The following is a 13,444-nucleotide window of genomic DNA, read 5'->3' as shown; positions in this document are numbered from 1 at the left end:
GGGTGCTTTTGTCGCAATGCGACATCGGCACCCCGGGAGACCAGCTCGGTCAGGCAGGGTGGCGGGGGCCGTGGCCCGGGGGCGGGGTGAGGGTGGAAGCGTAGTTCTCGCCGTCCACGAGCGGGTTCTCCAGGATGAGGTCAGCGGCGGCCATGCGGTCGTACTCGGCGAGGATCAGTTCCTTGGTGCGGTACGTGCCGTACTTGGCCTCGTCCTTGCGGCGGACGATGGGGAAGGTGTCGAGAATGTAGGCGACGTTTGGGCGAGAGATGCGGTAGAGGTGGAAGAAGAGGGCGTCCAGCTCGGCACGGATTACCTGGCGGCGGGATTCATCCCATCTGAAAGGGGAGCCTTCGTCGGCTAGATCGCAGGCGAACTCCTTCATGTCGCGCGAGGTGTAGGTTAGCTCCAGCACGCGGGATGTGATGAAGGAGGAGAAGGGAGCTACCACTGTTGGTTGGGGCGCAGGAAGCTGTTCCGAAACTCCTTGCGGGACGCTCGGCTGAGTCAAGCTGTTACGCAGGGCGTAGTCGAACGCGAAGGAGTTATACATGGCGGCCAAGACAGGAAGGTGATCGATTGCAGGGCCTGCCGAAATGATCCAGCCGTAGGAAGCGGCGCCCCACGGAATGATTGCCGCGATTGAGGTTCGCTCATCTGTGGCGCGAGCAACCCTGCGGTGTCCGAGAAGTGCGGATGTGGGTGGCACCTTGCGGCTCTCTAGGCGCTCCCGTACGACAGACTCTGCAACCCAGTATTCAGGCAATGTGAGGAAGTCGGGATTGTCGAGGTCTGCCTGGCTGGGTTCAGTTGACGAGACTGAGTCGGCGAATCGATGCGTGAACTGATGGCCCATGCGCCCTTCGTGCAAAGCGAGCATGCGCTGACCGTCCCGTACGAAGGTGCTTCCCTTCAGTTTCCAGCCCTGTGATTCCAAGGTTTCCCTGTTGTGAAACAACGAGAAGTCGTCTGTCATGTCGAAAAGTCGTTTGAACTCCACGTTCCATGCACTTTCCGACGACCGTGTCCTGTTGCGTAGCACTGGCGACTTCCGGTGTATGTCAACCATCAGGTCGGCATCTCGTCGAGTGCGGAATACGGGCAGGGTGCCGCTGTTCGGATTGATAAGTGAGATCTCTTCGGGTGTCAGCCGGAAAACGGCTTCTCTATCTGTGATTTCGTCCGGATGGCCGAGGAAAAAGGCGAAACGAGCGGCGGGCTCGGAGAGTCCTCGACCTGTGAGCGAGATAAGCGCGAACTGGTAGCTGGCGTGTACTGCGGGGAAGATTCTCTCTCGCTTGCCGTTTTCGAAGTCATACAGGTGCTTGACGGCTGATCTATTGGTGAGATCTTGGAAGAGGAATTGAGCACTTGCGCCGGTAGCAATTTGTGTGGGCACCACCGCACCGCTGCGTCCACGCGGGGCCGTGATCGACACGAACCGTTCGGCGAACAGTTGGTCCGTCTGCAGGAAATTGACACCCTTAACGGTCAGTCCTCGCCCGACGAGAGGAAATGCCCCGGATTGGCCAAAGAAAAGGAAGGAGGATTTCACTCGCCGACGCGCTGTGCGATATCGGTCTCCTTGCTCTGGATTTTCTGACGACCAAATCTTGATTGCTTCGCGGCGAGCTGTTCCAGAGATTCGGGCGAGCGACGGCTCAACGACGCTGAAGTACTCCTGGTCCTTGAAGTCGACCTTGTCCCACGGCGGATTCCCCAACACGCAATCGAACCCTCCGGCCCACCCTGTAACCGGATCAACTCCAGCCGCCGACGAATCATCAGGCACGCTGAAGACATCCGGAAACTCTAGATGCCAGTGGAAGAACCGGTACTCCCGGCTGAGCCGCACGATCTCCTGGTGAGTTTCCTGCAGCGCACCCTCGCCCTCGGCGTTCTGTAGCGACAGGAAGACGCGCTGCGTCACCGGCGCGGGCGCATCCTCTGTCTTCTCCCACATGAACGCAGCACACCATGCATCCGCGATGTGCAGGGCGTTGACGTACGCAGGAGACTCCTGCCACGTTCGGTACCGCTCGGCGAACGCTCGCACCCGACCCAGTTTCGCCGTGGGGTCGTTGTCCCTCTCCACGACGTCACGCAGCTCGGAGGCGAACTTGTCGTTGGTGACTCTCACCTGCTCGTCGAGGGCCGCATCCAGCATATAAACACCCTCGTGCTCCAGCTTGTTGCGCTTGAGCCAGTCATTGGCCACCGACTTGTTGTCACCCTCGACTACCTTGAACGCCTGCTCCGGAATCCCGCCCCGCAGCAGCGCCGGCGTGGCCCCGATGAGACCGTTACCCAGCTTCACGTGGGCATCGAGAAAGCCCAGCGCCTTCCCCGGCTCCAACGCCTCCATCCACAGCGACACCTTGGCCAGCTCGACAGCCATCGGGTTCAGGTCCACCCCGTACACGCAGCGGGCGATGACCTCGTGCAGCGCGTGTCGGACGCTCTCAGGCGTGGGCTCGGGTGTGCGCTCGCGTACCGCCGCCACCCGTTTGGCGATACGACGCGCGGCGGCCACCAGGAAGTGGCCGGAACCGCAGGCCGGGTCGCACACGGTCAGCGACAGCAACTCGGAGACGATGTCGTTGCGGGCGTCGGACCGTCCAGCCTCGGCAGCCGCCCGCTCGCCGCGCCACTGTGCCTCGTCGATCACCGGGTCGAGCGTGGAGTCGAGCAGCACGTCGACCAGCGAGCTTGGGGTGTAGTACGACCCGGTCTTCTTACGTTCGTTGCCCGCGCGGATCGCCAGCCCGAAGGTGCGGTCGGTCGCGCTGTACTCAGGGACGAGGGCGAGCAGCGACTCATAGATGGCGCCGAGCTCCTCGGCGTCGAGGGTGCGGTAGTCGACTGTCCGCCAGCGCTTGGCCTCGGTGTCGCGGACGACCGCGAGGTGCCGTATGGCGGCCATGAGGTGCTCGTTCGAGAGGGTGAGGCCGCGCAGCGGCTCGTCGGCCTCCGTGGTGTCGAAGAGGCCGCCGAGTCCGGGTAGGCCGAGCTCCGGGCGGCCGGCCTCGTCACCGAGGGCCGTGAGGACCAAGCGGAGGGCCTCCCAGCGGTCCGCATGCGACGTGCCTCGGCGACGGCGGGACTGTTCGCGGAGCCGGGCCGTCGAGAAGTACTTGGCGTAGCGGTCGCGGGCCTCTGGAGTCGCGGTCGGCGGGTGGAGGGCGTCGCGGTCCTCGGCGACGAAGACGAACAGCAGGCGGTAGACCAGGCGGAGCAGTGCCGTGTGGTAGGTGTGGCGGTCGAAGTTCTCGCGCAGGGCCGTGTTGGCGGGGTGCCGGAGGAAGCCCGTGCCCAGCGCCTTGATCGCGAGGCGTACGCCCTCCCCGATGTCGTCGAGGAAGCGGGCGCCGAGGCGCAGAGCGGAGTCCCGCCAGACCTCCAGCCAGCACGTCCACTGGGTGCCGCCGTCTCGGCTCTCGAACCGGGACGCGTGCAGCAGGCGGTACAGGACAACGAACTCGCTGAACAGCTCGCCGTCGAAGATCGCTTCCAGGTCGAACTCGACGTACGAGGCCGTAGCCAGCGCGTTAGAGTCGCGCAGCAGCCGCAGCTGGCGGCCGTTGGTGAGCAGGGCCCACAGGTGGGCGTCGGTGCGGTTGAGGGCCTCCTGGAGCAAGGACTGTGGCGCGGGGGAGCCAGCTCCCTGGCGCTTGTTGAGCGAGGTGTTCCAGGCGGTGACGTGGATGAGGGTCTCGTCGCGGCGGTGGCTGACAGGGAACGTCTTCGTGCCGTCGTCCGCCGCGATGCCCGTCGCGCCGACCGCGGTGAGGTGACCGAAGCCGAGCACCTCGAACAGCGGCTCCACCCAGTTGGCCTGGGCGTAGCCGGTGCTGTCGGGCGGCACGGACGCATCAGGGGCGGCGGGCAGCTTCTCGCGCAGCTCGCGCCAGAGCGACTTGAGGTTGTCCCAGTGCCGCTCTGCCTCGTCCCGCACGGAACGGGAACCGGGGATGCGGTAGTCGGCGGGGGCGAGACCCTTGAGGTCCTTGGTGACCTTGCCCTCGGAGATGCGGACCAGCATGTCGGCCGGCAGCAGGCCGCCGACGGTGTGGACGGCGGTGAACACCTGGTTGCGGGTGGTGGCGGACATCAGGCGGACACTCCAGCGGGAACAGAGGCGGTCGCGGGCAGGTAGACATACGTGCCGAGGATGTCGGCGGGCTTCTGGGCGGTGACGGACAGACCTCGGACGATCTCGCCGGACGCTGCACGCACCCGGCGGTGGGAGGCATCCAGCTCGGCGGCCAGCTCGTCCCCGTACGACTCCAGGTACGGCGTCACCTCGTCCAGTTGGTCGAGGATGCGGGTCATCGTGCGCTCGCCGGACGCCGCGGCCGTGTTCTCCGTCGCCCGCGCCTCCAGCAGCTCGACCGCCCGCTCCTGCGGCAGCCACACCGCGTTCCTCGGCGCGCCCTCGAAGGCCAGCAGGCGGGCGTCCTCCGCGACCACCTGCTTCTCGCCGTTGCGTGACGGCAACGTCAGGTGGAAGCGGTAGCGGACCAGCAGCAGCGTCGTACGCGTCGTCACCGCGTCCGTCGTCACGACACCGCACCGGCGGGCCGGACGGGCGCCGTCCGCCTGCGTGTCCAGGGCCGCGTTCAGCACGTGCGACGCCAGCGCGCCCACCACCGGATCCGTGCGGACCAGCGCCGCCTCGCCCCGCGCCACCGCCGAGGTCGAGCGGAACGGGATCGGACGGTCCCGTTCGACCGTCTCCGCCCCCACCACCGGCGCCAGCGCGTCCCGCAGGCCCACCGGCATGCCGCCGACCTGCGCCGTGAAGTCCTCGCCGGAGTCGCGCAGCACCGCGCCCAGCGCGTTCAGCGACTCCCGTACGAACGTGTCGATCTCGCCCGCGCCGCCCAGCGCCTCCCGCACGGCGGCGACCTCGCGGGCCACCTCCTCCGGGTGGATGGAGCGCTGCGCGAACCGCGACCGGGACGCCTTCTCCCGGTCGGCCGCCGAGTTCCAGTCCTGCTCCAGGTCCGCGAAGCTCTGCTGGAAGGAGTCCGACTCGAACAGCGCCTCCTGCTCGCCCTGCCGGCCGCGCAGCAGCAGCCACTCCACGATCGCGTCCGTGACACCCGTCGACATCTCGTCCGGCACCGACACCGAGATGCCGAGGTCCTTCTTGATCTGGCGGTGCTTCTTGATCAGCACCTCCAGGACCTTGCCGTCGATGCCGTTGTCGTCGCCGTACAGCGTGATGACGCGGACCTCGTCCCGCTTCTGCCCGTACCGGTCGACGCGGCCCTCGCGCTGGTCGTGGCGGGTCGGGTTCCACGCCAGGTCGTAGTGGAGGACGGCGTCGAAGTGGTGCTGGAGGTTCACGCCCTCCGAGAGGCAGTCGGTGGCGATCAGGACGCGGCGCGCGGCGGCGTCCTCACCGGCCTCCGCCGCCAGTTCCTCGATGCGGTCGATGCGCTGCTGCGGGGAGAGCGTGCCGGTGACCGCCTTGACGACCGTCTTCGCACCGAGCGGGCTGCGCTTCTTCGTCTCCGGGTCGTTGCCGAGCTGCTCAGCCAGGTACTCGGCGGTCGGGATGTAGCGGCAGAAGACGATCGGGTTGTAGCCGTCGGCCAGCAGGGCCTTGAGGTGCTTGATGAGCGCCTTCAGCTTCAGGTCCTGCGCCGGGCCCTCCAACTCCTGCGCTCGCCGCGCGAGTTCGGCCAGGCGGGAGCCCGCGTTCTCCTCCGTCTCCGCGCCCGGGGCCACGTCCATGCCCTCCAGCGCGTCGCTGTCCGCCGAGTCGCTGGTCAGCGGGGCACCGAGCCGGTCCGCCTCCTCCGCCGACGCGGCCACCGCCGCCGCGGACCGGGTGCGCAGGGTCTGCGCCGCCGCCCTCGGCGACGACACCAGGGAGCGCAGCAGCGCGATCGCCGACCACCAGGCGATACGGGCCTCGCGCCGGCCCTGGCCGTCCGCCTCCTCCACGCGCTCGCTCGCGTACGCGATCGCGTCGTCCAGCAGCGCCCGGTACTCGGGGGACAGCTTGTACGTCTCGTCCTTGAAGTAGCGGTCGGACGGGAACGCCGTGCGCTCGGCGAGCGAGTCGTCCGCCAGACCGTCCTCCTTCGTCAGGTACTGGCGTACGTCCGCCCGCTTGCGGGCCACGAAGTGCTGGGCGAGGAGCTTGCGGCCCTTCTCCGAGTCCAGGTCCACGTGCGCCAGCTCCGGCCTGACCAGGCCCAGCAGGTTGCGGAACGCGGACTCTTTGCCGCTGTGCGGGGTCGCCGTCACCAGCAGCAGGTGCCGCTCGGCGTCCTCCGCGACACGGCGCAGCAGCTCGTAGCGGAGCTGGTTCTGCGTGCTCACCTTCGAGTCGTCGGAGGTCACGCAGGTGTGCGCCTCGTCGACGATGACCAGGTCGGGGCAGTGGCGTACGAAGTCGTCGCGGTGGCGGGTGGACTTGATGAAGTCCGTCGAGACGATCACGTGCGGGTACTTGTCGAACAGCGACTGGCCCAGGTCCAGACCCCGCTCCAGACGGGAGACCGTCGACGACAGCACCAGTTCCGCGTCGATGCCGAACTTCGACCGCAGCTCCTGCTGCCACTGCTCCGCCAGCGCGGGCGAGCACAGCACCGCCAGGCCCGTCGCCTCGCCCTGCGCCAGCAGCTCGCTCGCGATCAGGCCCGCCTCCACCGTCTTGCCGATGCCGACGTCGTCGGAGATCAGCATGCGCACCGTCTTCTGGCGCAACGCCATCAGCAGCGGGACGAGCTGGTACGCCCGCGGCTCGACCGCGATGCCAGCCAGCGAGCGGAACGGGCCCGCGCCCGAGCGGAAGCCGACGCGCAGCGCCGTGCGCAGCAGGCCGGCCGCCCGCTGGTCGCCGAGGTCGCCGGGCTCCGGGGGCGCGAACTCGGCGACCTTCACCGTCTCGAAGGCCGGGAACACCGCCGCGATGTCGTCGTCCGAACCGCCCAGCGGGCGCAGCACCAGCAGGTCGGGCTCGCTCTCGGGGAGTACGACCCATTCCCGGCCGCGTGCGGTGACCAGGGAGCCTGCGGAGTACGTGAGTGCCATGTCAGTCGTCAGATCCTCGGAAAGGAGCGGTGCGGGCGGTCAGTTGGTGGTCGGGTTGCCGAAGCAGTCGGCGTAGCGGCCGGCGAGCGCGTCCCAGTCGTCCCCGGGGCAGAAGCGGACGGCCTCCCAGCCGGCGTCGAAGAGGCGTTCCTCGGCGTCCTCGTCGCGCAGGGCGGTCTGCTCCGTGTCCGGCAGGTCGACGAAGACGGCCAGACGCGTGCCGGGCTGCCGGTAGACGTAGTCGGGCATCGCGTTGGCCTCAGTGAGCAGGGCGCCGGTCTCGGTCGGCAGGTTGAGGCCCTTGGCCTTCACCCAGCCCAGGAAGTCGCCCTGCTCCACCAGCTCCGTTGCCGCGGCGGCCTCCACCACCGTCGGCTCGGCCGGGGAGGGGGCGGAGGTCTCGGCGACCAGCCGCCGGTACTGCTCCGACCGCGACTCCCCGCGCGCCTCCCGCGTCGCCGTCGCCGACGCGAAGCGCACCAGCAGCGCCGCCACCGTGTGGCGGTTGATCCGGGCGTGGTCGAGCTGGTTGCCGTACGTCAGCAGGCACTCGTAGCAGCCCAGCGCGCAGGCGCGGTCGCCGCGGTGCTCCTTGCCGCCCCTGTCCGTGCCGTCGGAGTCAAAGTGGCAGATCTCCAGGGCCCGGTGGGCCGCCTTGGCCAGGGCGTCGCCCTCCGCCTGGAGGCGGCGCAGGACGCCCGCGCCGCCCTCCGCGGCCTCCATGAACAGGATGCGGCGGCGCGGACCGTCGTCCGGCGGCAGCAGCTCCGCCGTCAGCTCGGCGTCCTCCAGCTCGAACGCCGCCTCGATGCCCCGCTCCAGCGCGTACATCAGCGTCAGCGCGACCGGCTCGGGCAGCGCCTCGTCGAGGGTGACGACGAGGATGTTCCGGCGGTCCTCCACGAACGGGATGACCCGCTTCTTGCGGCGCCGCTCGTTGCCGTCCGCGTCGATCACCGGAAGCTCGCTGGAGTCGCCGGAGGCCTCGGAGGCGTCCTTGTCGTTCATCCAGCGGCCGTCCGCCAGGTCGAGCCAGTAGCCCGGCGGCTCGTCCTTCTTGGCCCGTATCCGGCCCGTGTTGGTGATACGGACGGTCGCGGAGTCCCCGTACGCGATCTCGGCGAGCTGCCCGCCGGCCGCGTCGGCGACCGTCGCGTTCAGGCGGCCCCGGCGGGCGCCGTGGTCGTGGAAGCGGTACGACGTCTCCAGCCTGAAGCCGGCCCGGCGCCGCTCCTCCTCGTCCGAGGAGATCCGCTCGCGGCGCGTGGTGTACACGGTGTGCAGGTGCAGCAGCCCGTACGTCGCCGAGCTCAGCGGCTCGTCGCAGAAGCCGCAGCGGTCCTCGCGGTCCTTCGGGTCGTGGTGGTAGCCGCAGTGCGCGCAGCGGCGGGCCTCGCCCGTGGTCAGCTCGCCCGAGGAGTCCGGGGGGAGCTGGATGCGGGTCACCTGGTAGCGGGCGCCCTCGTGGTAGATGAGCGAGCCGGGGCCGAACTCGCGGATGGCGAGGAAACGCGGCCGCTGGAGGTAGTCGCCGTCGCCGCGGCGGCGCCCGATCGTCGGGATGTACGCGGCCAGCGGCAGGCGCGGGAAGCTGTAGCCGGGCAGGAACCCCTCGGAGGCCAGGTAGCGGTACGGGTTGAAGTCCGACAGCACCGACTTGCTGTCCACGCTCTCGTTCATCAGCAGGTTGAGCTGGGTCTCCGCCTCGCGGCGGCGGGCGTTGGCGCGGTTGCGGTCGGTCTCCGTGAGGCTGTAGTCGAGACGGCGCTTGTTCTGCACGTACTGGTCGTCCAGCGCGGCGCGGAACAGGCTGCGCCAGCGGTCGAAGGCGCGGTCGAAGCGTTCCGGGACCGTGCGCACCTTGTCCTGGATCCAGTCGTCGTGCCACCAGGTGGTGTCGGCGAACTCCTTCAGCAGCGGGCCCAGGACGGCCAGGGCCGCGTCCACCGTGCGGCGCTGCGCGCCGTCGTCGTGCGAGGCGTCCAGGATGTCGGGCAGCAGCTCCAGGGCCGGGTCGGGGCGGTCGCCGGTGTCCGGGTGGGACACGTCCAGCACGTCCGGGATGGAACGCCCGAGGCGCAGGCCCGCTTCGGCGATCCAGATGCCCTGGAGGTGGGAGAGGACCAGGTCCTCGTTGGCGAGGTCCAGGCGGGGCGGGGCGACCGCGCCCGCGACCATGCGGTCGGACTTGTGGAAGTAGTACTGGTCGTGGCTGTTGCCCGTCGCGCAGTACGTCGTCACCAGCGCGGGCTGGCCGCTGCGGCCCGCACGGCCGGACCGCTGGGCGTAGTTGGCGGGCGTGGGCGGCACGTTGCGCATCATCACCGCGTTGAGGGAGGAGATGTCGACGCCCAGCTCCATCGTGGGGGAGCAGTACAGCAGCTTCAGCTCCGCCTTGCGGAACGCCTCCTCGCGCTTCTCCCGGTCCTCCGGCGCCACCTGCGCGGTGTGTTCGCGGGCGAACAGGCCCGCGAGCGCGTCGGCGGTCTCCCGGTACAGCTTCAGGAAGAAGGTGTTGATGCGCGGGCCGTCACCGCTCTGGTAGGTGCGGGTGAGCGGGTCGTGCGCGCCCGACTCGCCCTTGCCGGCCCGCCAGACCAGGGACTGGGCGGCGACCCGGTAGCCGGTCGTCGTCGGTCCGGACGGGCGGCGGAAGCGGCCGGGGCGCTGCGGGACGGTCTCGACCTCCTTCACCAGGCCCGCCTTGGTGAGGACCGTCAGCAGCTGGGTGATGATCAGCTGGAGGTCGTCCTGGTCCAGCCCGGCGAAGGAAGTGTCCGCGCGCCTCAGGTACTTGCCGTACTTGCCGCGCGCCGACAGGAACAGGCTGGCCCGGTCGGCGCCCGGCCGGGACGGGTGCGGGTACGCCGTGCCGACCTTCGGCTTGTCACCGGCCGACAGCACCCACGGGTCCACCAGCCGCTCCTCGGTGGCCCGTTGCAGCGACTCGAAGGTGTCGTCGCGGAAGTAGGACACGTCGATCGCCAGCGAGCGGCGCATCTCGTCGAGGAGCGCCTTGACGATCTCCGCGCGCAGCGCCGGGTCGGCGTCCCGCAGCGCGGGGTGCGTGCTCTCCCAGCGGTCCTGCTTGCCGGCCACCCAGTGCAGGTCCTCGTAGTCGATCTCCAGCAGGCCCGTCTGCTCCAGGTTCGGCATGGTGATGCGCCAGCCGCGCTCCAGGTCGAGGTAGAGCCGGAAGGCGACCATGTCGCGCAGCGTGCGGGCAGCGTTGCGGGCCAGGCCGGGGGAGAGGTCCGTGTCGCCGGTGTAGTCGGCGGGGGCGAGCGCGAGGGCGTTGGTGACCGCCGAGGCCAGCTCCTCGTGGTGCAGGCCGTCCTCGCCCGCGTCCAGCGCCGCCCGGTACAGGGCCCCGCGCAACTGGGTGATCTGCACGAAGTCGTTGAAGTGGCCCGCCTGGAGGGAGGCGTCCTGCCGGTTGTCGACGAAGGTGAGGAGCTTGCGCGCCTCCTTGTCCAGGGCCTCCTCCGGAACCGACTTCAACGACCGCACGATGGACGCCGAGACGAGCGAGGTCGCCGACGAACGGCCCTCCTGGTCCAGCGTGGCCAGCTTGGCGAAGTCACGGCCTCGCGTCTGCTCGTACGCCACCCCGCAGTGCAGGCAGAAGAGGAACGGGGACGGGATGAAGGCCGCCTTCAACTCGCCCTGGCCCTCCTGCCCGTACGGGTCGACGGTGACCGCGCGCGGTACCCGGTCGCGGTAGGCGCGCTTGACGACTTCCTGGCCCCGGTCGTCCACCTCCAGCCAGGACTCGGGCAGCCGACGGTCGTCGACGGCGTACTGCACGTTCGACGGCCACTCCCGCTCGTGGTCGACGTAGAGGTAGCCGTCGCCCTGCCGGCCGCCGGTCGCCGAGGTGTCGCGGCGGGCCTCATAGCGGACCTCGCCGTCCTTCTCGGTGCGCCACACCGTCAGGTACTCCTGGCCGCACTCCCGGCAGAACGCCAGCGGCATCAGCAGCTTGCCGCCGCTGCCCGGCTGTTCGAGCTGGTAGGAGCGGGTGAGGTGGCGGGAGAGCTTGTCCTCCAGGGTGACATACACCGTGTCGCCCTTGGAGAGGAACTGGTGCAGCCGGAACGCGAAAAGGGGGCGTTCGGTGAGCGGGTGGCGGGCCTGTGAACCCGCCTCCAGGGTGGCGCGGATGGCGGCGACGCAGTCCTTCTCGGGCACGCCGGACTGCTCGCTGAGTTCCTTCGCGGCGATCTCGATCTTCGCCGGCCGCTGCCGGACCAGACGGCCCGACGCCGCGTCCTCGACCAGGCCGAAACGGCTCTCGATCCAGCGGGCCAGCGGGTCGCGGACGAGGTCGTCGTAGGCGCGCGGAGCGGCGGGGGAGGTGAGGCGCTCGGCCGGGACGGCGTCCGGTGCCTCACGGGTCGCACGGACCAGGGTCTCGCCGATCACGTGCTCGGGCCGCACCTTCGTGCCGAACAGGGTGCTCGCGACCTGGGCGACCACGCGGCGCTGGTCCTCCCAGGCGCCCTCGGTCGACATGGTCGCCGAGGTGCCGATGCACTGCAGGTCCCCGGCCCGGCAGGCCTCACGGACGCGGCGGATGAGCAGGGCCACGTCGGCGCCCTGCCGGCCGCGGTAGGTGTGCAGCTCGTCGAAGACCAGGAACTCCAGGCCCCGCGCCATCCGGATCAGGCTCGCCCGGTCGGCGGGGCGGGTGAGCATCAGCTCCAGCATCACGTAGTTGGTGAGCAGGATGTCCGGCGGGTTGTCGCGGATCTCCCGGCGCTTCTCGTCGTCCTCCTGGCCCGTGTAACGGGCGAAGGTGACCGGCTCCTTGCCGGCGCCGTACCCGTCGCGCAGGTACTTCTCCAGCTCGCGCAGCTGGCTGTTGGCGAGCGCGTTCATCGGGTAGACGATGATCGCCCGTACCCGCTTGGGGGCGTCGGGGCCCTCCTGGTCGCGCTCGTGCAGCACCTTGTTCACGATCGGCACGATGTAGGAGAGCGACTTGCCGGACCCCGTGCCGGTCGTCAGCACGTACGAGGCGCCGGAGGCGGCGGCGTCGATGGCGTCGCGCTGGTGGCGGTGGAGGGTGAGCGGGCGACCGTCGCAGACGGTGCCGCCCTCGGTCTTCCTCGCCTGGAAGATACGGGCGCACTCGGGGTGCAGCACCTTCTCCTGGGCGAGTTCGACGACGGTGCCGCCGCCCTGGAAGAACGGGTTCAGCGACAGCCAGGGGTCCGGCCACTGCGACTTGTCGTCGAGGTCCTTCTCCACGAAGGCGGCGACGCGGTCGTCACGGATGACGGTGCCGCCCTCGGTGAAGGAGCGGTAGTCCTTGATGAGGGCCCGGTGGACGCCGAAGACGTCCATGCCGGCTCCGGCGGCAGGATCCTGCGCGACGGAGGGCTCTTCTGCGTCGTCGTCGGCGGTGGTGGTGGGGGCGGAGGCCGGGGCGGGCGCCGCCTCGCGCACGGGCACGGTCGGGTCGAGCGCGGCCCAGTGCGGCAGCAGCGACGCCCCGGCGTCGAGCACGGCGAGCGGCAGCAGCGCCTCCCGGACGGTCACCGCGTCGGCGGGGCGGTCCGCCGGGTCCTTGGCCAGCAGACGCTCCACCAGCCGGGCCAGCTCGACGGGGACCTCGCCGCGGATCGCGCGGACCGGGGCCGGCTGCTGGTTCACATGCCGGTCGGCGAGCTCGTACGCGGACTCGCTGGTGAACGGCGGAACGCCCACCAGCATCTCGTACAGCACGCAGCCCAGCGCGTAGAGGTCGGCGGCCTGGGTCACCTGCTTGGCCTGGCACTGCTCCGGAGCCATGTAGCGGGCGGTGCCGACGCTGACGCCCGTGCTGGTCAGCCGGGTCTGGTCCGGGTCGTCGGCGATGCTGCCCATGCCGAAGTCGAGCACCTTGACCGTGCCGCCCTGCGTGAGCATCACGTTCGCCGGCTTCAGGTCGCGGTGCACGACACCGGCGGCATGCGCGGCGGCGAGGCCGGCGGCGATCTGCGCGCCGATCGCGGCGGCCCAGGAGACGGGCAGCTGGGGCTCCTCCTCGACGAGGTCGCGCAGCGTCTCGCCGTCCAGGAACTCCATCGCCAGGAACGGCAGGCCCCCCGCCCGCTCGTCGATGCCGCCCGCCACGAGACGGGTCAGGTTGGGATGGCGCAGCCTGCGGGTGATGCGCACCTCACGGGAGAAGCGCTGCACGGCCTTGCCATCGCCACCGGTGTCGATCCGCGCACCCGTGCGACTGCGCAGGATCGTCTTGACGGCCACGGTGCGCTCGGGGGAGCCCTCCGGAGCGTGCAGGTCCTCGGCGCGGTGGACCTCCCCCATGTTGCCCCTGCCGATGACCTGTCCGATGCGGAACCTGCCGTCGACCAGCTCCTGGCTCACTGCCCCTCGCTCCTTCGTC

General features: G+C 69.8%; 3 protein-coding genes. All 3 read right to left on the bottom strand.

Annotated elements, in window-relative coordinates; genetic code table 11:
* Positions 1–49 precede the first annotated feature (49 nt).
* From ACH5AO_RS07220 to ACH5AO_RS07210, 3 genes are read right to left on the bottom strand one after another with little or no spacing between them, the layout of a single operon-like run.
* On the bottom strand, positions 50–4,111 hold the full coding sequence (locus ACH5AO_RS07220) for an Eco57I restriction-modification methylase domain-containing protein (protein WP_398922682.1): 4,062 nt from the start codon (positions 4,109–4,111) through the stop codon (positions 50–52).
* A complete protein-coding gene (locus ACH5AO_RS07215) occupies positions 4,111–7,050 on the bottom strand; it encodes a helicase-related protein (RefSeq protein ID WP_398922680.1) in 2,940 nt (979 codons plus the stop codon). Before ACH5AO_RS07215 ends, ACH5AO_RS07220 begins: the two co-directional genes overlap by 1 nt.
* Before the next feature lie 39 nt (positions 7,051–7,089).
* The gene (locus ACH5AO_RS07210; RefSeq protein ID WP_398922677.1) at positions 7,090–13,425 is read right to left on the bottom strand and encodes a protein kinase; all 6,336 of its coding nucleotides are present in this window, start codon (positions 13,423–13,425) and stop codon (positions 7,090–7,092) included.
* Between the last annotated feature and the right edge of the window lie 19 nt (positions 13,426–13,444).

This window comes from Streptomyces sp. NPDC018964, assembly GCF_044390325.1.
GTDB lineage: Bacteria > Actinomycetota > Actinomycetes > Streptomycetales > Streptomycetaceae > Streptomyces.
The sequence above is the reverse complement of the archived record's forward strand: the minus strand, read 5'-3'. Positions and strand labels throughout refer to the sequence as shown.